This window comes from Haloferax sp. ATB1, assembly GCF_000730175.1.
In genome coordinates this window covers 1-19128 of the sequence record NZ_JPES01000120.1, presented here as the reverse complement: position 1 = coordinate 19128, position 19128 = coordinate 1, and the positions used below count along the sequence as shown (strand labels likewise).

18 protein-coding genes, 3 tRNA genes and 1 pseudogene are annotated in these 19128 nt (G+C 66.8%); 7 read left to right on the top strand and 15 right to left on the bottom strand.

Annotation, left to right across the window (positions count from 1 at the left end):
* Nucleotides 1-395 (bottom strand): annotated as a pseudogene (locus ATB1_RS19640) (exonuclease); the annotation flags it as partial.
* A gap of 4 nt (nucleotides 396-399) precedes the next feature.
* Nucleotides 400-867 (bottom strand): 30S ribosomal protein S15, encoded by a 468-nt coding sequence (locus tag ATB1_RS19635; RefSeq protein ID WP_042666676.1) that lies wholly within the window; start codon nucleotides 865-867, stop codon nucleotides 400-402.
* 233 nt (nucleotides 868-1100) lie between these two features.
* Here ATB1_RS19635 and ATB1_RS19630 point away from each other — a divergent pair.
* A tRNA-Ala gene (locus ATB1_RS19630) sits at nucleotides 1101-1172 on the top strand.
* A 150-nt stretch (nucleotides 1173-1322) separates the two neighbouring features.
* Here the strand turns inward: ATB1_RS19630 and ATB1_RS19625 are convergent.
* Nucleotides 1323-1541 (bottom strand): hypothetical protein, encoded by a 219-nt coding sequence (locus tag ATB1_RS19625; RefSeq protein ID WP_042666675.1) that lies wholly within the window; start codon nucleotides 1539-1541, stop codon nucleotides 1323-1325.
* A gap of 152 nt (nucleotides 1542-1693) precedes the next feature.
* Between ATB1_RS19625 and ATB1_RS19620 the strand changes: the two genes are divergently transcribed.
* Together ATB1_RS19620 and ATB1_RS19615 are read left to right on the top strand one after the other, a co-directional pair.
* Nucleotides 1694-1765 (top strand) — tRNA-Ala (locus ATB1_RS19620).
* A gap of 195 nt (nucleotides 1766-1960) precedes the next feature.
* Nucleotides 1961-3475 (top strand): hypothetical protein, encoded by a 1515-nt coding sequence (locus tag ATB1_RS19615; RefSeq protein ID WP_042666674.1) that lies wholly within the window; start codon nucleotides 1961-1963, stop codon nucleotides 3473-3475.
* A gap of 58 nt (nucleotides 3476-3533) precedes the next feature.
* Here the strand turns inward: ATB1_RS19615 and ATB1_RS19610 are convergent, their stop codons facing one another.
* The 9 genes from ATB1_RS19610 to ATB1_RS19570 form a co-directional block, all read right to left on the bottom strand.
* The gene (locus tag ATB1_RS19610) at nucleotides 3534-4304 is read right to left on the bottom strand and encodes a hypothetical protein (RefSeq protein WP_042666673.1); all 771 of its coding nucleotides are present in this window, start codon (nucleotides 4302-4304) and stop codon (nucleotides 3534-3536) included.
* Nucleotides 4301-4813: a hypothetical protein gene (locus tag ATB1_RS19605; RefSeq protein WP_042666672.1), complete on the bottom strand. Its 513-nt coding sequence runs from the start codon at nucleotides 4811-4813 to the stop codon at nucleotides 4301-4303. Before ATB1_RS19605 ends, ATB1_RS19610 begins: the two co-directional genes overlap by 4 nt.
* Nucleotides 4810-5826 carry a hypothetical protein gene (locus tag ATB1_RS19600; RefSeq protein WP_042666671.1) on the bottom strand — a complete coding sequence of 339 codons (1017 nt, stop codon included), beginning with the start codon at nucleotides 5824-5826 and terminating at the stop codon, nucleotides 4810-4812. The genes ATB1_RS19605 and ATB1_RS19600 overlap by 4 nt, the downstream gene beginning before the upstream one ends.
* Nucleotides 5814-6449: a hypothetical protein gene (locus ATB1_RS19595; RefSeq protein ID WP_042666670.1), complete on the bottom strand. Its 636-nt coding sequence runs from the start codon at nucleotides 6447-6449 to the stop codon at nucleotides 5814-5816. Before ATB1_RS19595 ends, ATB1_RS19600 begins: the two co-directional genes overlap by 13 nt.
* A complete protein-coding gene (locus ATB1_RS19590; protein WP_042666669.1) occupies nucleotides 6443-6940 on the bottom strand; it encodes a hypothetical protein in 498 nt (165 codons plus the stop codon). The genes ATB1_RS19595 and ATB1_RS19590 overlap by 7 nt, the downstream gene beginning before the upstream one ends.
* Nucleotides 6937-8979 (bottom strand): type II secretion system F family protein, encoded by a 2043-nt coding sequence (locus ATB1_RS19585; protein WP_042666668.1) that lies wholly within the window; start codon nucleotides 8977-8979, stop codon nucleotides 6937-6939. Before ATB1_RS19585 ends, ATB1_RS19590 begins: the two co-directional genes overlap by 4 nt.
* A gap of 10 nt (nucleotides 8980-8989) precedes the next feature.
* Nucleotides 8990-12244, bottom strand: coding sequence for a type II/IV secretion system ATPase subunit (locus tag ATB1_RS19580; protein ID WP_394324779.1), 3255 nt, complete (start codon nucleotides 12242-12244; stop codon nucleotides 8990-8992).
* A 575-nt stretch (nucleotides 12245-12819) separates the two neighbouring features.
* Nucleotides 12820-12892 (bottom strand) — tRNA-Arg (locus tag ATB1_RS19575).
* Nucleotides 12893-12970: 78 nt separating this feature from the next.
* Complete coding sequence (locus ATB1_RS19570; protein ID WP_042666667.1) at nucleotides 12971-13249, bottom strand: twin-arginine translocase TatA/TatE family subunit; 279 nt, start codon at nucleotides 13247-13249, stop codon at nucleotides 12971-12973.
* A 261-nt stretch (nucleotides 13250-13510) separates the two neighbouring features.
* On the opposite strand from ATB1_RS19570, the gene ATB1_RS19565 reads away from it, so the two are divergent.
* Together ATB1_RS19565 and ATB1_RS19560 are read left to right on the top strand one after the other, a co-directional pair.
* Nucleotides 13511-14011: a redoxin domain-containing protein gene (locus ATB1_RS19565; RefSeq protein WP_042666666.1), complete on the top strand. Its 501-nt coding sequence runs from the start codon at nucleotides 13511-13513 to the stop codon at nucleotides 14009-14011.
* 81 nt (nucleotides 14012-14092) lie between these two features.
* Nucleotides 14093-14905, top strand: a complete 813-nt coding sequence (locus tag ATB1_RS19560; RefSeq protein ID WP_042666665.1) for an HD domain-containing protein — start codon at nucleotides 14093-14095, stop codon at nucleotides 14903-14905.
* Between the two features lie 91 nt (nucleotides 14906-14996).
* Here ATB1_RS19560 and ATB1_RS19555 read toward each other — a convergent pair whose 3' ends face one another.
* The 3 genes from ATB1_RS19555 to ATB1_RS19545 all read right to left on the bottom strand — a co-directional run bounded on the left by ATB1_RS19555 (nucleotide 14997) and on the right by ATB1_RS19545 (nucleotide 16537).
* Entirely contained in the window at nucleotides 14997-15905 is a 909-nt protein-coding gene (locus ATB1_RS19555; RefSeq protein ID WP_042666664.1) for a mechanosensitive ion channel family protein, read from the bottom strand.
* On the bottom strand, nucleotides 15902-16150 hold the full coding sequence (locus tag ATB1_RS19550) for a YhbY family RNA-binding protein (RefSeq protein WP_042666663.1): 249 nt from the start codon (nucleotides 16148-16150) through the stop codon (nucleotides 15902-15904). Before ATB1_RS19550 ends, ATB1_RS19555 begins: the two co-directional genes overlap by 4 nt.
* Before the next feature lie 111 nt (nucleotides 16151-16261).
* A complete protein-coding gene (locus tag ATB1_RS19545; protein ID WP_042666662.1) occupies nucleotides 16262-16537 on the bottom strand; it encodes a ribonuclease P protein component 4 in 276 nt (91 codons plus the stop codon).
* Between the two features lie 108 nt (nucleotides 16538-16645).
* Between ATB1_RS19545 and ATB1_RS19540 the strand changes: the two genes are divergently transcribed.
* A complete protein-coding gene (locus ATB1_RS19540; protein ID WP_042666661.1) occupies nucleotides 16646-17707 on the top strand; it encodes a glycosyltransferase family 4 protein in 1062 nt (353 codons plus the stop codon).
* 125 nt (nucleotides 17708-17832) lie between these two features.
* Nucleotides 17833-18939 carry a glycosyltransferase family 4 protein gene (locus ATB1_RS19535; RefSeq protein WP_042666660.1) on the top strand — a complete coding sequence of 369 codons (1107 nt, stop codon included), beginning with the start codon at nucleotides 17833-17835 and terminating at the stop codon, nucleotides 18937-18939.
* Nucleotides 18940-19128 lie beyond the last annotated feature (189 nt).

Here is a 19128-nt window from a genome sequence, read left to right as displayed (position 1 = left end):
CCGGGTCCGGCTTCGACGCCCGCGGCGTCAGCGAGTTCGGTGTCGTCGTCCGGCGTCTCACCGGCGGCGTGGAAGCCGGCCAGCGCGACCGCCGGGTCGGGGTCGACACCGAGTTCGCGGACGACCGAGACGGCGTCGGTCGGGTCGAGTTCGAGGTCCGCACCGGCGTCCGACAGCCCGATGGCCGCCACAACGTCGTCGTTTGCGACAGTGTCCGGGGCGTCGGTCGCGCGGATGCGGAAGGGGACGTCGAGTGTCCTGAGCGCCCGTCCGACGACACCCGCGGCTGCGACGGCGGCACCGCTCCCGTGGACGCGGAGACGAACGAACGTCGCCTCGCGCAGGGTCGCGGCGGCGTCGGCGGCGGGTGTCTGTTCGGCGGGGCTCACGGACATTCAGTTACTCTTCGAGGAGTTCGACAGCGACGTCGTAGCTGTAGGTGAAGTCGTCGTCGAGCTTGTCGCCGCGGTAGTACGAGACGAGGCGGCGAATCTTCGACTCCGTGTTCTGGAGCGCGCGACGGTTGGACTTGTCCTGCTGGTTCTCCTCCATGTGCTCGCGGAGGCGGATGGCGCGCTCCATGAGGTTGCGGAGGTCCTCGGGGAGGTCGCCTGCGGCGTCGTTCTCCTCAAGGATGGCGGTGACCTTCTTGCCCGTGGCGAGCTTGACGTCGGGGACGGGAACGCCCTTGACGCCTTCGTCGCGCAGGGACAGGCCGATCTGGCTCGGGTCCTTGCCCTGTTCTGCAAGTTCGACGACGCGGGCTTCGATGTCAGCCGCGTCGACGTCGCTCCACTCCGGTGCTTCGTCTGCCACCGGCTTGTCCGAGCTGGACGAGCCACGGCGGCGGGTGTGCATTCGTGCCATTGTTGCGGGTTGGAACCGCACTGACCGCAGAAACGAGTACCCCGCAGTCGTGTCACCGACTGCCGGGGCACTACCGCAATCCCAAGCCCAAACGGGCGAAGTCAGATTTGCGGCCGTGCTGGATTCCCATCGGGTTGTCCACGCGCGCCGGGTTAAACCGTTTCGACTCGGCCCCGCCTCGTCCCGGTCGGAATCGAAGGGCTTCTAAACGGGCGACGGCTATCGGAGGGTGCGGGCTCGTAGATCAGTGGTAGATCACTCCCTTGGCATGGGAGAGGCCCCGGGTTCAAATCCCGGCGAGTCCACTCACTTTCTTCCGTCGCTTCGCTCCGTCAGTTGTTCGTGGACTCGCCGACGTCCCACTCGCTGCGCTCGCGGGACTCCCGGCGAGTCCATTTCTGAACGAAGTGAAAAAATGGCGAGCCGATGCTACGGCTCGATGTTTCGGCGCGAACTCACGCCTCGTCTTCGTCTTCGAACACGCTCATGTCCTTCGCCGCGAGGTCGGTCACGTGCCGGACGATTTCGGGGTCGACCTGCGCGACGTCCTCGCCGTCGTGGACCTGTTCGTTGTGTCGCTCGATGGCGTCCGCGACCTCCGAGAGCGGAACGCGAGTGGTCGTGTCGCAGGCCTCACACACCACCGGAACTTCGGGAGCGTCGTCGTCGGTCATACCGAGTCGTTCCGCCAGCGACGGAAAAAGCGAGTCGGTTCGTCGCCGCCGTCGTGTTCTGGAGTGCTCGCCCGCCCACGCGACCGCCCCACGGCCGTCGAACGATTCGAAGCCCTTATTTATTCGACCGGGGAATGAATGATTGCGTTTGAGGGCTCGTAGATCAGGGGTAGATCACTCCCTTGGCATGGGAGAGGCCCCGGGTTCAAATCCCGGCGAGTCCACTCACTTCCTTCCGTCGCTTCGCTCCGTCAGTCGTTCGTGGACTCGCCGACGTCACGTTCGTTTCACTCACGTGACTCCCGGCGAGTCCACTGTTCCGCTCGACGGCCGCGTGAACACGCCTCTCGAACGATTCTACTTACCGGACTGTCAGGTACCCCGCGAGGTTTTCACCCCGCGTCTCCTTCAGTCAGGTAATGAGCGGTCGCCCCCGAGTCCCACTGGTCTATCGCGTCGTCAGAGACCGGACGGCGCAGACCTCGCCGATCGCGGTGGTGCTCCTGTTAGCAATCACGGTCGCGGGAACGACCGCCGTCGTCGCCCTCGGCGGCGTCGCCCTCGACGAGACGAAACAGGCGTCCCAACTGACGCGCGCCGAGCACTCGATGACGCTTTTCGACTCGCGGGTCGCCATCTCCGCGCTCGGCGAGGGCGAAACGCAGTACGTCGACCTCAGCGGCACCGGCGGCGGTGCCTACGTCGTCGACGACGACAGCGGCTGGCTGAGCATCACGCACAAGAACTACACCGACGCCGGCGACGACCAAGAGCTCTACAACGAATCGCTCGGGAGCGTCGAGTACCGCAACGGCGACGCCCGCATCGCCTACGAGGGCGGCGGCGTCTGGCGCACGCAGGACGGGGGGACGACGATGGTCTCGCCGCCGGAGTTCCACTACCGCGGTGCGACGCTGACGCTTCCGGTCGTCCGCGTCGCCGGCGACGGGTCGTCGTCGGGCGACGTCTCCGCGAGGGTCGCGGCGACCGAACGCGCCCATCGCATCTATCCGAACGAGACGGCGTACTACGACGAGCTACCGACGGCCAGCTACGACAACCCGGTCAGTAACGGGACAATCGTCGTGACGGTCCACAGCGACCACTACCGCGGCTGGGCGTCGTTCTTCGAGTCGCGGAGCGAGGGCACCGTGACGGTCGACGACGCCAACCAAACCGCGAGCGTGAAACTGGAGACGCTCGGCCTCGTCGGCGAGTTCCAGATGCCGAACGAGGGCACCTCGGTCGACGTGCGCGGGATGGCCGGGAACCACAACGTCTCGACGTTCACCCTCACGCTCTCGAACGACCAGCACCTCCAGAACATGGAGTGGGGGATGTACTACGACGGCGACCAGCGCGACCTCGAACTCCACGTGCAGGCCGACGACAAGTGTAGCGGCGATAGCTACGACGGCACGTTCGACCTGACGCTCTACTACGCGACCGAAGACGGCAGATACCACGGGTGGCAGGCCACCGACCTCGACCCGGACACGAGCGACGCGGTGAGCATCGACTGCTCGCTGAGCAACCCCGAACTCACCGTCGACTTCACGAGTTCGGAGACGATGACCTACGGCGACATCCAGTCGGACAAGGGCTTCGGCAACCAGAACAAGTGGCAGTTCGCCCCCGAAATCGTCGACGGCGAGGCCTACGACAGCGTCACCTTCGACGAGCACGCCGCGGACAGCGGCCAGACGTTCTCGAAGGCCGCAGGCGACACCGCCTCGATGGAGTTCGTCGTCAACCACTACTTCTCGCTCGCCGCGCCGCAGTTCGAACTGACAGTCACGGACGGACCGGGCAACAGCCAGAGCGTCGACGAGTCCGGGTCCCGCGGCGAGCTCGACTACGACCAAGCCGAGGGCGGCCAGTTCATCACCTTCTTGCACGTCACGGAAAACGAGGTCGAAGTCGACGTCGAGTGAGCGGGTCCGCCCGCCCGCCGACCCGACGGTCACGGTCGGTTCCGGTGCCAGTTTCGGCTCAGTCGGCGAACGTCATATCGACCGACGTCGAGACGACGTGGACGCGCGCCGTCCCGTTGACGTGACACGAGACGCTCGGGTAGGCGTCCGGCGGCTCGACCACGTCGCCGCAGGTCACGTCGGGGCGGCTCGATAGCTCCCGTTCCCAGAGCGCCGCACGGGGGGAGCGAACGGTCAAGTTCACGTCGTACGGCCCGTCGGTCCGCGCGGCCAACACGTCGCTGGCGGCCTTGTCGGCGCGGATGAGGAACGTCCCCGACCCGCCGACGGAGGTCGTCGCCTCCTCGTCGGGCCGCGTCACGAACGCCGGAATCAACACCCGCTCGTCGGTGAGCACCAGCGACGGCCGGCGGACGAACGTCCCGCTGTCGCCTCGCGTCCGGAAGAGCGCGTCGAACGCGTAGACGACCCGCTCGTCGCTGGAATCGCTCTCGTAGACGACCGGAGAGACCTCGTAGGTGTTGGTGAAGTTGACCGACGGGTCCCCCGACCGCTCTCCGGAGACGACGAACTCGACGGGGCGACCGAGCGTCAGGCTGGCGTCCTGAAGCTTCACCTCGGTCGCCCGACTCGGCGCGCCACGGTTCGCGATGTCCTCCATGTTGTCGCCGAGGATGTCCAGGGCGCGCTCGGCGTTGTTGACGCGCTCGACGTCGCGGGCGTCTTGGAGGCCGGTCATGCCGACGGCCGTGACGAGGCCGACCATCGAGAGAACGATGGCGAAGACGAACACGAACCCGAGCGTGTCGCTCACGGCGCGGTCGCTCATGACACCACCTCCAGCGTCCCCGATGCCGAGTCGTAGGTGATGGTCACGTCGCCGCCGTCGAGTCTGCTCGCGGCCAGCGAGGTCTCGGTCTTGACGGGCACGCGGACCGCCACCTCGGGGTCGGTCGAGGTGAGCACGAGTTCGTTCGACGCCGACAGCACCTCGATGGTGTAGGTCGTGCCGGCGACCCTCGGCGGCAGTCGAACCGTCGCCTCGACCCGCGACTCGCCGGGGGCGGCCCCGATTCGGTCGACCGACTCGATGCCGGCCACGAGCCGGTTCCCGATGACGTCGAGTTCCGTCTCCGTCACCCGCTCGCGCTCGTCGGAGACGAACCCGCCGGCGGCGACCAACAGCCCAGAGATGAGGACGACCGTGATGGTGAGTGTGAGCACGTAGCCGAGCGCCGTCGAGACGGCGCGGTCGGTCGAGCGGGACCGAGAGCGGCCCGCGCGCTCCTCGCACCGACCGCGGTCACCCCGGTCGGTCGGGGACGTCGGCGGCGTCACGCAATCTCACCCGGCGCGACCCGAAGCTCTCGGTAGACGTACGTCTCGCCCGACTCGTAGACGTACGAGACGGTGACGGCGTACAGCGCCTCCTGTGCGACCGGTGACGACCCGCTTCCGGCGGACGCGTACTTCGTCGCGTCGAAGACCGTGGCGTTCGTCTCGTCTACGTACAGTTCGTAGGAGCCCTCGGCGGCCCCCGCGTTCCGGTACGAAACGGTGGCCGCGCCGTCGAGGTCGGTGTGAACCGCGTCGAGCGGGTCGCAAGCGGTCCCGTTGAGCCGGCCGTCGGCGACGTCGACGGTGACGTAGTCGCCGGCATCGGCCGCGACGCTACAGGTCGTCCGGGTCCCGCCGGCGTCCTCGACGGTCACGAAGACGCGCCCCTGCGTCGTATTTTGGTAGATTTCGGTCTCGACGGTGTCGGCCCCGTCGTCGACGACGAGTTCGAACGCCGACCCGCTGCTCGTTGCGAGCGAGTCGCGCGAGACGTTGAATCGGACGCCCCGGACGCCGACGTTGCTCGCGAGCGTCCAGTCGGTCGTCTCGTTCCTGTCCGTGAAGTTCCGCGCCGCGTCGGTCTGGGAGATTCGCGTGCCTCGGACGCGGTCGACGTGCGAGGCGTCTGTCGCGGACCCTCTGACCGCGGCGAGCGTCGCGGCCGCGTCGCTCCAGTTGCCGAACGCCTCGCCGAACGAGTCGTTGAGTTCGCCGTACGTTCCGCCCTCGCGGTTAGTCTCGTCGAGGACCGCCCCCGCGCCCGCCTCGACCGCGCCGCCGTGGGTGACCGCCCCGTCGAGGTTCGTGTCGGTCGTGCGCGTGGCGAGGTTCTCCGTGTAAATCGCGGTGTTGAGCGTCAGCGCGAGGCCGACGAGGAGCACCGCGATTGCGAGCGCGGCGACGAGCATCAGCTGGCCGCGGTCGTCGCCGCCGAACCGCCTCGGGCCGTCCGCCTCGCTCGCCTCTCCAACTGCATCGCTCGCGCGCTCGAACGCGTCGGTCACATCCGCCATACGACCACCTCCACGTCGACGACGCCGTACAGCGGCCCCGCGCTCCCGTCCTGAACGAAGTACTCCTCGTCGGCCGCGGCGTCGACCGATTCGAGCGTCTTCGGCGTCTCGACCGCGCGAGGCTCGCCGCCCGGCGAGGTTCCCGGTTCGGTCAGCGCGTCGTCGTCCGTGAGCGTCACGAGCCGGGTCCGCGAGACGGCGTGGTCGCTCGGCTCGCCCATGTACACGAGGCGGGTCGTCCGTCTGACCTCCCGGTCGCGCAGGTAGTGCAGGTAGACGTTGAACGCGATGCCGCGGTCCAAGAAGGACTCGTTGAGCATCGCCCCGAAGGCGGTCGGCGGCCCGCCGTCGACGTAGTAGCCGCGCGCGTCGATGCCGTAGAAACTCCCGTTTTCGGGGTGCGTGAACAGGACCGTTCGCTTCAGTGCGCCGGTCTCGGCTGCCGCCGTCAGGACGCCGTCGGCGACGGCGGCCTGCTGGTTTTCGATGTGTTGGCTCGACGTGCTCGCGGTCAGGGGCGTCACCGCGGTCACCTGCAGCGCGAACGTGACGCTGGCGAGGAGCACCATCGCGGCGACGATGGCTTCGAGCGCGTGGGCCTGTGCGCGAGACACGGTCACCACACCCTCACCGCGAGTTCGTGGAGGTCGCCGTCGAGCAGGACGGCCCGCCGCGCGGTGACGACGCTCCGGGTGGTCGGGACCGGCTCGCCGGTCGTCTCGACGACGCTCCCGCCCCGCGAGAGCGTGACGTTGAGCCCGTACGACGCGCCGATACCGGTCGCGGCGTTGGGGTCGGCGTTCCCGTAGTCGCAGTCGCCGGGCGGCGGGTTCCCGTCGAAGAACGCCTCGGTGCAGGCCGCGTCGAGCACGTCGGGGTTCTCGTCGTCGACGAGCAGGCGCTGGGTGAGCGAGTCGGCGGCGCGGTTGGCGACCAGCGGGCGGTCCTGTTCGGCCTCGAAGGGGTCGAGAATCTGCGGGATGGTGCCGACGACCCACGCGACCGCGAGGAGGAAGATGCCGACGCCGACGGCGAAGTCGATGGTCGTCTGGGCGCGGGCGCTCCGGCCGCCCGTCTCGCGGCGACCGTCGCCGCGGCGGCGGGGCCGAGTCATCCGACCACCATCCACACCGCGAGCGAGAGCGTCTGGAGGATGACGACGAACTTGACCCCCGAGAGGAGGTCCGCGTTGCGGATGTAGCCGCTGATGAATCCCGACAGCATCGCCTGAATGGTGACGCCGTGGAAGAACAGAAGCGACAGCAGGTCGGGGTCGATGCCGCCGCCGAAGCTCGGTCCGCCGGTCGTCGCGCCGCCCGAACTCGACGCCTGCGACGAGAGCCCGGCCATCACGTCGAGGAACTGCGTCTTCAGGATGGCCATCACCGCGAGCAGCGTCACGTACGTCATGAGGATGATGGCGACCTGCATCCGGGTCCGCGAGATGCGCTCGCGCTCGATGTCGTCTTGGTTCTCGGAGGCCTGCGCGGCCGTCGTCAGCACCTCGGTTATCTGGCTCGACGCCTCCTGGGCCTTCGTGATGAGCTTGACCGTCCGGGCGAGCCGCGGGATGTGGTACTTGTTGTTGAACTCGACGAGCGCCTCCTTGAGGCTCATCCCGTAGTGGACCTTCGCGTGCATCACCTCGAACTCGTCGGCGAGCTTCCCCGAGGAGGTGTCGGAGACGGTTTTGACCGATTCGAGGAGCGTCTGACCGGTGTCGTTCGCGCTCGATAGCTTGCGGAGGTTGTCGGAGAGCTTTCCGGTGATGGCCGACCGCGAGTGGACGTTCCACTCGTGGAAGACGGTCAGCGGCACCGCGACGAGGTAGACCGGAACGTAAAACCAGATGAACGTCCCCCAGACGGGGTTCGCTATCATCCCGTCCCACGTCGTCGGAGCGGCCCCGCCGACGACGGCGACGGCGAGGAGCGCGAGCGCCGCGGGCACCGTCAGCGCGAGGGTGAAAAGCGGATGCTGTTTGAAAAACAGGTGCGGCCGGCGCAGGAGCTCTTTCGTCTTGAACGTCCCCTCGCGGGACTTGATGCGCGAAAAGAGGCTGAACTCGCCGACGTAGCTCTCGATGAGCCCCATGTGGACGAGGCCCTCTCGCTGTTGGCCCTGCAGGCGGTCGCTCTCGTCGTCGGGGCTGAGGAAGCCGTCGCCGATTTCGTCCTGTTTGACCGTCGAGACGAGCACGAGGAAGCCGACCCCGGTCAGCGGGATGAGCCCGTAGACGGTCGCGTACAGCAGGCTCGACTGGGCCTCCCCGAGCATGCTCATGATGACGAGGATGATGATGAGAAGCAGCGGGAACAGCGACAGCGTCATGTACATCTCGCCGAACAACTCCATCGTCTCCAGCGTCTGTTCCTGCTGTTGTTTCGCGGTCCGGAGGTGCTTGTCCTTCTTGTCGTCGAGGAAGCCCTGCATGTCGCCGCCGGAGTTGACGATAGAGAGCATGTCCGTCAGGAACTGCGAGAGCTCGTCGGAGGGTGTCAAAATCGCCTGCTGGCGGATGGCGTTGCGGTAGTCGGTGCCGAAGTACTCCGTCTCCTGAACGATGCTTTGGAACTCCCGGGAGACCTCGCCGTAGGTGTCTTCGGCGCGGGCCATCGCCTCCAGTATCTCCAGTTGGTTCAGTCCGCCCACGGAGAGGGCGTACATGAACGAGACGGAGTCCGTCAGGAGCATGTTTATCTCGCGCTTGCGGGCGGACGCCGTCGAGTACGGGATGGCGACGAGCGTCCCGAACCCGCCGGCGAAGCCGAGGGACCCGAAGACCAGCCCCGAGAGGACGACGGCCGCGGGCATCGCGAGCGACCGGAGCGTGGCCGCCGTGGCCTCGCTCCCGACCGGAATCCCGAGGCTCAGCGAGTCGGCCGAGACGAGTCCGAGCGCGAAGACGCCGTAGCCGACGACCATCCCGACGAGCCACAGCACGAGGCCGACGAGGACGCCGACCGCGAGCGCCCGCGAGAGGTAGAGTTCGACGGTGTCGGGCATCCGGGCCTGCTGGAGCTTCTCTTCGACGTCGGCGACGAACTCCCCGTCCGTGTCGAAGATGAACTGAAACAGCGGGTAGAAGGCGTCGCCGAGGGTGTCGGTGCTGCGGTCGAGCCCGCCCGAGCCGTTCGAATCGAGGTTGCTCATCTACTCCCCCTCACCGGAGTCCGAACCGCGCGCGTCCGCGTCGTCGGCGTCCGGCGGGTCGTCGGCCTCGGCCGCCTCGAAGCCGCCCCCACGTCTCGTCTCCGCGGTCGCCCTCGTCGTCTGAGTCCGCTTCGTGGTCTCCGTGCCCGCCCGGGTTCGCCCCGTCGTCCGGGTCGGCGGCCGGCCCCGAAGCCGACCCCGACCCCCCGTCGATACCGAACGCGCCGAAGAAGTCGTCGAGGTCGGCGTCGTCGTTGGGGTCGGACAACGAGGGGGCGTCGTCGAAACCGAACGGCCCGTCGTCGTCTCCGAAGCCGTCCGGTTCGTCGTCCGCGTCGCGCCCCGATTCCAGCGCCGGCGTCTCGTCCTCGCCGTCGAGCGAGGAGGGGCCGCGGTCGCCCTCGATTTCGGGGGTCTCGTCGCCCGCGTCCAGTTCGGACCGGTCGCGTCCCTCGTCGAGTTCGGGGTCGCGGCTCGACGCTTCGAGCGAGTCGAGTTCGTCCCGCTCGCCGGGCGTCGCCTCCACGTCCGTTGCATCGCGCATGTGGTTGAGCGCATCCGCGACCTCGCCGACGTCGCGCCCCCGGTAGTCGGGGAACAGCTCGTCTTCGGCTCGACCGAGGATGTCCTGCGCCAGCTTCCGGACGTGTTCGGGCGGGTCCGGCCGGGGGACCATCGCCTCGCTCTCGGGGTCGATGTTGATGTGGACAGACTCCATCTCCCGGAGGTCTTCGAGGCTCCGTTCGAGGTCGTCGGTCGCCATCAGCCCGAGGATGGTGTCCTGGTCGTTGATGAACGCCTGGAACGTCGCCGCGACCTGCGTGTAGGTGTTGAGCCCGCGGTCGATGAGGTACGCGAGGATGACCTGCCGCTTGAAAACCTCCAGTTCGAGCGTTTCGTGATTCCAGCCGCGGTCGAACTTGATGTCTTCGAGCGTGTTCGACGACCCCATCTGGAGGAACTCGTCGGTCTCGGCCTGCCACTGGTAGACGTCCTGAACGTTGATTTCGTCGTTCTCCGGGTCGTAGTGGTTGATTTCGGTGAGCGACTTGTTCCGGCGAACCTTGTTGCCGCCGACCCGCGTCGAGGTCTGGATGGACACGAGGTCGAGGGCGGTGAACATCGTCTTGGAGACGTTGATGGGCGCGGTCGTAAACCGCTTGAGCACCTCGCCGACCGAGTCGGCGTGGAACGTCGTGTACGTGGTGTGACCGGTGGACATGACCTGGAACAGCGTCCGCCCCTCCTCGCCGCGAATCTCGCCCATCACGATGTAGTCGGGGCGCTGGCGGAGGGCGGCTTCGAGCAGGTCGAACTCGTCGACGTCGCCTTTGTCGTCGTCCGCGAACGACGGCCGGGTGACGGAGGCGATCCAGTTGCGCTGGGGGAGTTCGACCTCGCGGGTGTCCTCGATGGAGACGATTTTCGTGTTCGACGGGATGAAAAGCGAGACGGCGTTGAGCGAGGTGGTCTTCCCCGACGCCGTGCCGCCGGCGAAGATGAGGCTCTTGTCGTTTTCGATGCAGAGCCAGAGGAACGCCATCTCCTCCAGCGAGAACGTCGACCAGTTGATGAGGTCGATGGGCGTAAACGGGACGTCCTTGAACTGGCGGATGGTGTAGTTCGTCCCGTGGTCCGACACCTCGCGGCCGAGGGTGAGCTGCGCGCGCGACCCGTCGGGGAGCGTCGCGTCGACCTGCGGGCGGCGCTTCGAGATGCCCTTCCCGGAGCGCTGGGCGAGTTTCACGACGAAGTCGTCGAGTTCGCCCTCGCCGTGGTAGACGTTCGAGATGATCTGCTCGTAGTCGGAGTGGTAGACGAACACCGGCGAGTTGTAGCCGTCGCAGGAGATGTCCTCGACGTTGATGTCGTGTTTGATGCCGTCGATGCGCTCGTAGCCGATGAAGTCGCGGCGGAGGTAGTACTGGAGCTTCCGCACCTGGTAGTCGTTCAGGTCGTCGGCGTCGTCGGCGAGGACCGCCGGTTCGGGCCGGGCGGCGATGCCGTCGATACCGCCGAGCGGTTCGCCATCGTCGGCGTCGCGTGAGCGACCGCCGAAGACTGAGCCCAACCCGAGTCGGGAGCCGAGTCCGCCGAACCGACCGGGGGTCGAAGCGGTCGTCGAAGCGTCGGCCGACGAGCCGTTTCCGCCGCCGAAAAGGCCGCCCAGTCCGAGCCGAGACGCGAGGCCCGAAGACACGGTCTCCGCCGCGTCAGTGGTCGAAGCGTCGTCGCTTCCACCCGCCGCAGACGCCGATTTCGGCGGGTCGTAGAGGTCGTACCGTGAGAGCAGTTCGTACGTCTCGGCCTCGATGACTCGCCCGCGGTTGTCGCGGCCGCCCTCGACGACGCTCTCGTCGCCGTACTTGATGGCGGTCCGAAGCTTGTTCGTGAGGAACTCCGTCAGGTCGTCTTCGATGCGGTTCAGGTGCGGTTCGACCACGTAGTACTTCTTCTCGTTTTCCTTGACGGAGTGGAAGATGATGACGAACGCGTAGGGCTTGTTCACCCAGTAGCGCTCGACCTCGCGGAAGTGCGTCTTCTTCTCCATCGGCACGGCCTTCTCGAGGTCGTAGCGGTTCGCCAGCGTGGTCGTGCCGTCGACGCTGGAGAAGAACGCGTCCTCGTCGAACTCCGGGTCGACATCGACCGTGCGCTCCTCGACGACGGCGTCGAGTTCCTCGGCGCGCTGGCCGGCCCGCGCGAGCGCGTTCTCGATGTAGTCGGGGTCGAAACCGAGCGCCTCTTCGCCGTCGAAGCGGACGATTTCGCCCTCGGAATCGCGCGGGCGGGAGCCGTCGTCCTCGTAGTAGTACTCCCGCTTGTAGTGTTCCCACAGCCAGACGTCCTTGACGACGGGCGTCGTCTCGGGGTCGCAGAAGGCTTCGAACTGCTCGTTGATGTCCGTCGCGTGCGCGCCGCGCTTACCGATGAACTCCGCCACGTCGACCGGGTGACAGTCGAGGTACTCCTCGGGGTCGAGGTCGACGCGGTCCCAGTCGGTCCGGGTCGGCGTCGAGGCCGCCCGCTCGTCGTCTTGTTCCCACCGGGACGTGCCGGGCGCGTCGCGTCGCGTCCGCGGGTCGGTCCCGTAGAGCGCTTCGACGTCGCCGTCGCTTCCGTACTCGTCGAGAAAGTCCGCCCACGTGTACGACCCGACGCGCGCGTTCGACGCCTGCTCCGGAGCGGTGTCGCTCTCCTCGGGTGGCGTTACATCACCCGTTAACGCCTTTCGCTCCCCTCCGTCGGCGTCGTCGGTTGCCATTGTCACCGGGTATCCGGGCCGATGGAAAAGTCTTTTTCTCAGCTAATTCACAGTTTAAGTCCTCTTTAAGTTATATTTTTATACTATTTTATAAGAGAACGTCGTGGCGGCGCATCCAGACCCCCGGCTTAATTGGGGCTTTATCGCGGCGTGAACCGGGGCGAATCGAGGGACATCCGTAGGATGGTGGTTTTCTGATATATCTCGCAGCACGGGAGACGGGTCGTCGCGTTACGGGCCGGTATTTCGCTGCCGTGGAGACGAAAGAGCGGTGAGGAAAGGGCGTTTTCGAGGGTTGTGAATCCGAGGATTCGAACCTCGGTCGCAACTCTGCGAGTTGCTCCCTGATTCGAATCCCTGTGCCGTTTTCACGGCTCATTTCGTTCGCCGGAAAACGGGCGTGACGGGAGTCCCGCGAGCGGAGCGAGTGGGACTCAGGAACGGCCGCTGAGCGAACGAAGTGAGCGAAGCGGGCGTGACGGGATTCGAACCGTGCCGAGACTCGCTTCGCTCGTCTCGTCGGATTGCGAATCCCGCACGGTGCGTTATCGGACTCACTCCGCTCGTCACGATAACGGGCGTGACGGGATTCGAACCCGCGATCGAGAGGTTAGGAACCTCTCGCCCTGTCCACTAGGCCACACGCCCTACGGCGCAGTCTCTCAGGACTGGTCAAAAATCGCGTGGTTCGCCCTGCGCGGGCAGAAGAGAGAGAGTGAGCTGCGGTTAGTTCGACGACTTGGTCGAAGCGGACTCGGTTTCGACCGACTCGGTCGAACTCTCCGTGGTGGCGTCGTCTTCGTCTTCGTCGTCGCCCTTCATATCCTGCAGTTCGTCCTCGATTTCCTCGCGGCCGCGCTGGAATTCGCCGATGGCCTGCCCGGAGGACCGAGCGAGCTTCGGAATCTTGTTCGCGCCGAACAGCAGGACGACGATGAGCAGAACGACGAGCAGCTCGGGCCCGCCCGGGAGTCCCGGGAACAGTGGGGTGATGGTCTCGAACATCGCTATTTCTGCGTTACCTAGTGGCAATTATAGGCTTTTTGCCTTCTGCGGGTTCTGGAAAGACGGAATATCGGCGTGACGGAACGCCCGCATCGGCCGAATCGACGCGTTTCGGCGCGTAACTCCTACGAAAAGCTTGTGGCCGGGTTGCCGGACGCGCTCGGTCGCCCGAGGCGTCGGGGACGGCCCCGGTCCACCGTCAGCGACTCCTGAATTTCCGAGGACGGTGAAATAATGTGTGCGGAGTCAAATGCCACCCGTATGGTATCAGTCGGCGACGCAGCCCCGGATTTCACCGCACCGCTTACCGACATCGACGGCGACATCGAGTCGTTCACGCTCTCGGAGAACCTCGACGACGCGCCCATCGTCCTCGCGTTCTTCCCCGCGGCCTTCACCGGCACGTGCACCACCGAGATGTGCACCTTCCGCGACCAGATGGCCAACTTCGAGGACGTCGGCGCGACGGTGTACGGCATCAGCATCGACACGCCGTTCACGCTGACTGAGTTCGCCGAGCAGAACGGCCTCAACTTCGGGCTCATTAGCGACACGAACCGCGAACTCATCGACGCCTACGACGTGGCGATGGACTTCGCGGACCTCGGCGTCAACCGCGTGGCGAAGCGCGCTGTGTTCGTCGTGGACCGAGACGGCGAGGTCACCTACGCGTGGGTCAGCGACGACCCCGGCGTCGAACCCGACTACGAGGCCGTCGAGGCCGCCGCTTCGAAGCTCGAAGAACCGACCGAGGCCGCGTAGAGGCGTCCGACCGCGCGACGCGTTAGCGCACCTGATTCGGAGCCCAAGTTCTTTTCTCTCCGTGCGACCACCTTGCGGGTCATGAGCGATACCGAAGACACCCTGAACGGCGGCCGCGTCTACGACCCCGAGGCGGACCACGCCTTCCCCGACGAGAAGCTCAACGAGGTGCTCCCCGCGCTCCTCGAAGACGAGGAAGTGAAGACGCTCCTCGAAGCCCAGAACGTGAACGCGGTGACGCGCAAGGGCTACAACGACCACGGCCCGAAGCACATCGAAATCGTTCTGAACCGCGCGCTCCGGCTGTACGACCTGCTCAAAGCCGGCGGCTGCGAGTTCAACGGCGCGCGCGAACAGGGACTCGACGAGGCCGACGAGGCGGTCATCATCGCCCTCGCGGCGCAACTACACGACATCGGTCACATCGTCCACCGCGACAACCACGCCTACTACTCTATTCCGCTCGCGTCGGACGTGCTCGACCGCTTCCTCCCCGAGTTCTACGACCTCGCCGACGCGGTCCGAATCAAGGCCGAGGTCCTCCACGCCATCCTCTGTCACCACCGCGAGGAAGACCCGCTCACGCTCGAAGCCGGCGTCATCCGCGTCGCCGACGCGCTCGACATGGAGCGCGGCCGGTCGCGCATCCCCTACGAGAAGGGCGGTCGCGGCATCAACACGCTCTCCAGCCGCGCCATCAACAACGTCGTCCTGAAGCCCGGCGACGAGTCGGCGGTCCTCGTCGAAATCGAGATGGTGAACGCCGCGGGCGTCTATCAGGTCGACAACCTCCTGAAGGCGAAACTCGACGGCTCGGGCCTCGAAGACCACGTCCGCATCGTCGCGGTCAACACGAAGTCCGACGACAGGCTCGTCGAGCGCATCGAACTCTAAGCGGCGTCTTCCCGGCGCTATCGGCCGGTGACAAAATGGGAGAATCGGTGTGTGAACCGTCCGGGACCGGTCCCGCGGTCGGCTCTGCGCTTCAGTCGTTGGACTGCGCGAACTGCTCTACGCCGCCGACCGAGAGTTCGCCGCTGAGCGTGCGGTTCGGGTAGGGGAACTCGATTCCCGCGTCGTCGAACCGCTGTTTGACGGCCGTGACGTACTCGCCGCGGGTCTTGACGAAGTCGGCGCGGCTGGGGTCGGAAATCCAGATGCGCGACTTCAGGACGACCGCGGAGTCGCCGAGTTCGGTCAGTCTGACCGACGGCTCGGGCGTCGCCATGATTCCGTCGTGCTTTTCGGCCTCGTCGAGGATGATGTCGGTCGCCTGGTGGATGTCGTCGTCGTAACTGATGCCGAACGGCACCTGCAGGCGGAGTTTGTCCTTCGCGACGGGGTTCTTGATGACGCCGTCGGTGAGCTGCGAGTTCGGCACGGTGAGCAGTTCGTTGTCGAAGGTTCGAACGCGCGTCACGCGGAAGGAGATGTCCTCCACAACGCCGGAGTTGCCGTCCCATTCAATCCAGTCGTTGATGCGGAACGGCTTGTCGGTGAAGATGAAGATACCGGCGACGAAGTTGGCGATGACGTCCTGCATCGCGAAGCCGATTGCGAGCGTCGCGGCCGCGCCGATGGTCGCGAGCGACTGCAGGAAGTTGCCGAGCCCGGCGAAGCCGAAGCCGAAGCCGAGCGCGACGAACGCCACGACGAGGGTCGCGACCTTCATCAGGGGCTTTTTCGCGTGCTCCTCCGCGCCGCGCCGGTCGAGGACGCGGTTGAGAAGCGACGAGACGACGGCCTTGCCGACGATGTAGACGACGGCAAAGCCGAGGACGAACCCGAGAAGGGTCCCGAGCGTCTCCGGGTACGGAACGTTCTGCTGGGCGAGGAACCGACCGACTGCACCGCCGTCACCCTGCAGTTGGAGCGGAAGCGCGAGTCCGTTCATCGATGGAAAACCGCTGTCTTCCCCCTCGTCTCTATCAGTTCCGCGTTCACCCGCTCGGCGAGGTCGGCGGCCGCCTCGTCGACCGTCGTGCCGCCGAGGGCGGCCCGGAGGAACTTCGCTTTCACGAGGTTCCGGTCGGCCAGTTGGTCGTTGAGTTCGCCGACCACCGCTTCGATTCCGCTCTTACCCACCCAGACGGTCACGTCGAGGTCGTGGGCCTCCTTTCGCAGCTCCTGCGTGTTCATGCGTGGCCTCCACTATGTGCCGGAGGGCTTCAATAGTAAGGCTTTGACGGCCGTTTGGTTGTCGTACACACGCTGGAACGGGCCGATACTGCCGGAATCGCCGCAGGGCGGTCAGTACGGGTAGCGTTTCGTCGCCCCGCAGTCGCATCTGACGACGACGTGACCGCCGGCGCGGGTCCGAACGCGGGCGTTGACGCCCGGGAGAAGGTAGGCGTCGCAGTCGTCGCAGGTGAACCGACGGAACGCCTTCGGGAGGCCGCAGCGGTTCCGCTCTGCGACCCGCCGGGCGAGGCGGACGTACTCGCGGGCGCGGTCGTGGTCGCGGTCGCTCGCCGCCTCGCGGGCGAGGTCGTGGAGTCGGTCGATGCGCTCCTCCGCGATGTTCATACACGTTCGGGCGAGCGGCCCGGACAAAGACGTTCCGAACCGCGACGCGGGAGCGACAACGGGGACCGAAGCCGGTACTGTGATACCCCGCCCCGAAGAACGGCGACTGTGCGCGTCCTGAACTACCTCGAATTCGCCTCGCAGCTCGACCGTAGCGGCATCGGCACCGCCACCGACCAGCAGCGGGCGGCCCTCGCCACGACCGACGTGGAGGTCGTCACCTCCCCGTGGCCCGAGTCGGTCGCCGCGGGTGCTGCGAGCCTCCTGCGGGGCGACGGGGTCGTCCGCGACTACGACGTGGCCCACTGCAACCTCATCGGCCCCGGCTCGCTCGCCGTGGCCAGGCACGCCAAACGGAACGACATCCCGCTCGTACTCCACTCGCACGTCACCCGCGAGGACTTCGCCGAGAGCTTCCGCGGGTCGACCGCGGTCGCCCCCGCCCTCGGGAAGTACCTCAAGTGGTTCTACTCGCAGGCCGACGTGGTGCTCTGTCCGTCCGAGTACACGAAACGAACCCTCGAATCCTACCCGATCGATGCGCCGATTCGCCCCGTCTCGAACGGCGTCGACACCGAGGCGCTGGAGGGGTTCGAAGGGCTCCGCGACGAGTACCGAGCCGAGTACGACCTCGACGGCATGACCGTCTTCACCGTCGGCAACGTCTTCGAGCGCAAGGGCCTCACGACGTTCTGCACGCTCGCGCAGGAGACCGACTACGACTTCGCGTGGTTCGGCCCCTACGACACCGGTCCGCACGCCTCGAAGAAAGTTCGATACTGGGTCGAAAACGCCCCGGAGAACGTCACGTTCACCGGCTGGATAGACGACATCCGCGGCGCGTTCGGCGCGGGCGACGTCTACCTCTTCGCGACCAAAAACGAGAATCAGGGCATCGCCGTCCTCGAAGCGATGGCCTGCGGGAAGGCGGTCGTCCTCCGCGACATCCCGGTGTTCGAGGAGTTCTACACCCACGGCCACGACTGCCTGAAGTGCTCGACCGATGCGGAGTTCCGCCGGGCGCTCGACCTGCTCGCCCGCGACCCCGACCTCCGGCGGCGACTCGGCGAGAACGCCCGCGAGACGGCCGCCGAACACAGCCTCGACCGCGTCGGCGACAGGCTCGTCGAGACGTACGAGGACGCGCTGTCCGGCCAACTCGAAGGCTGAGTGACCGACGCCCGACTGGCGACTCTCGTTGGCCGACCCTAGGAGACGGCCGATTGGTTCGGTAACACACGACAGTCCAGCGGGAAGTCACAACGGTTTATCCCGTCGGGGTCGCACGAACGGCCATGCAGTCGGTCGCCGCGTTCACCGACACGTACCTACCGACCGTCAACGGCGTCACCTACACGATTCAGACGTGGCGCGAGCGGTGGCACCGCCGCGGCGGTCGCATGGACGTGGTGTTCCCGGCGGACGACGACTACGACCCGGAACCGGGCGAGTACGGCGTTCGAAGCCTTCCCTTCCCGTTCTACGAGGGGATTCGAATCGGCGCGCCGCGCATTCCGGGGGCCGTCGGCGACGTCGACGTCGTCCACGCCCACACCCCGTTCGGTCTCGGGCTGGCCGGCCTCCGACTCGCCCGCCGGCGCGACCTCCCGCTCGTGGCGACCTACCACACCCCGACCGGCGAGTACGCCGAGTACCTCAGCTCCGTCGGCGCTATCGAGCGCGGCGTCGAGCGCACCGCCGAGCGGTACGAGCGGTGGTTCTTCGACCGCGCCGACGCGGTCATCGTTCCGAGCGAGGACGCCGAGCGCCGCCTCGTTGACGAGGTCGGCGTCGAGACCGAAATCGTCGTCCTCTCGAACGGCATCGACGTGGAGCGGTTCGAACCCGTCGAGGGCGACGACTTCCGCCGACGCTACGACCTCGGCGACGGTCCCCTCATCGGCTACACGGGCCGACACGGCTACGAGAAACGCCTCGACGAACTCGTCCGGGCCGCGGCCGACCTCGACGCGACGCTCGTCTTCGGCGGCGACGGCCCCGCCCGCGACCAGCTCGCCGCGCTCGCGGAGGACCTCGGCGTCGACGCCCGCTTTCTCGGGTTCCTCGAACGCGAGGAGCTGCCGGGGCTCTACTCCGCGCTCGACGTGTTCTGTTTCCCGAGCCCCGTCGAGACGCAGGGGCTCGTCGCGCTGGAGGCCAACGCCTGCGGGACGCCCGTCGTCGGCGTCAACGAGGGCGCGCTGGAGAACACCGTCCTCGACGGCGTGACCGGCTACCACTACGAGTCCGGCGACTTAGACGGCTTCCGCCGCGGGATTCGGCGGGCGCTCGCGGAGCGCGAGGAACTCAGCGCGCGGTGTCTCGACCGCCGCGACGAGGTGAGCGTCGACCGCTCTGTCGACCGACTCGCGGCGCTCTACGACCGGTTGGCGTCGGAATAAAAAAACAGCGAGACCGACTGCGAAACCGCGTTAGTCGCGACCTTCGAGCGCGTCGGCGATGCGGCGCAGTTCGCGGTTGACGTCGCGGACCTCGTCGCGGAGCTGTCGGACCTCGCGGACGAGCTGTTCGTCGCTGCCGCTTCCCTGCTCGGGGTCGCGCGGGCCGCCGCCCATGCTTCCGGGACCGCC

Bases quoted from the DNA above. Each gene is read 5' to 3' on its own strand.
- ATB1_RS19625 (WP_042666675.1), bottom strand. From the start codon at position 1,541: ATGACCGACGACGACGCTCCCGAAGTTCCGGTGGTGTGTGAGGCCTGC.
- ATB1_RS19635 (WP_042666676.1), bottom strand. From the start codon at position 867: ATGGCACGAATGCACACCCGCCGCCGTGGCTCGTCCAGCTCGGACAAG.
- ATB1_RS19560 (WP_042666665.1), top strand. From the start codon at position 14,093: ATGAGCGATACCGAAGACACCCTGAACGGCGGCCGCGTCTACGACCCC.
- ATB1_RS19585 (WP_042666668.1), bottom strand. From the start codon at position 8,979: ATGAGCAACCTCGATTCGAACGGCTCGGGCGGGCTCGACCGCAGCACC.
- ATB1_RS19550 (WP_042666663.1), bottom strand. From the start codon at position 16,150: ATGAACACGCAGGAGCTGCGAAAGGAGGCCCACGACCTCGACGTGACC.
- ATB1_RS19590 (WP_042666669.1), bottom strand. From the start codon at position 6,940: ATGACTCGGCCCCGCCGCCGCGGCGACGGTCGCCGCGAGACGGGCGGC.
- ATB1_RS19580 (WP_394324779.1), bottom strand. From the start codon at position 12,244: ATGGCAACCGACGACGCCGACGGAGGGGAGCGAAAGGCGTTAACGGGT.
- ATB1_RS19565 (WP_042666666.1), top strand. From the start codon at position 13,511: ATGGTATCAGTCGGCGACGCAGCCCCGGATTTCACCGCACCGCTTACC.
- ATB1_RS19570 (WP_042666667.1), bottom strand. From the start codon at position 13,249: ATGTTCGAGACCATCACCCCACTGTTCCCGGGACTCCCGGGCGGGCCC.
- ATB1_RS19610 (WP_042666673.1), bottom strand. From the start codon at position 4,304: ATGAGCGACCGCGCCGTGAGCGACACGCTCGGGTTCGTGTTCGTCTTC.
- ATB1_RS19535 (WP_042666660.1), top strand. From the start codon at position 17,833: ATGCAGTCGGTCGCCGCGTTCACCGACACGTACCTACCGACCGTCAAC.
- ATB1_RS19615 (WP_042666674.1), top strand. From the start codon at position 1,961: ATGAGCGGTCGCCCCCGAGTCCCACTGGTCTATCGCGTCGTCAGAGAC.
- ATB1_RS19545 (WP_042666662.1), bottom strand. From the start codon at position 16,537: ATGAACATCGCGGAGGAGCGCATCGACCGACTCCACGACCTCGCCCGC.
- ATB1_RS19555 (WP_042666664.1), bottom strand. From the start codon at position 15,905: ATGAACGGACTCGCGCTTCCGCTCCAACTGCAGGGTGACGGCGGTGCA.
- ATB1_RS19600 (WP_042666671.1), bottom strand. From the start codon at position 5,826: ATGGCGGATGTGACCGACGCGTTCGAGCGCGCGAGCGATGCAGTTGGA.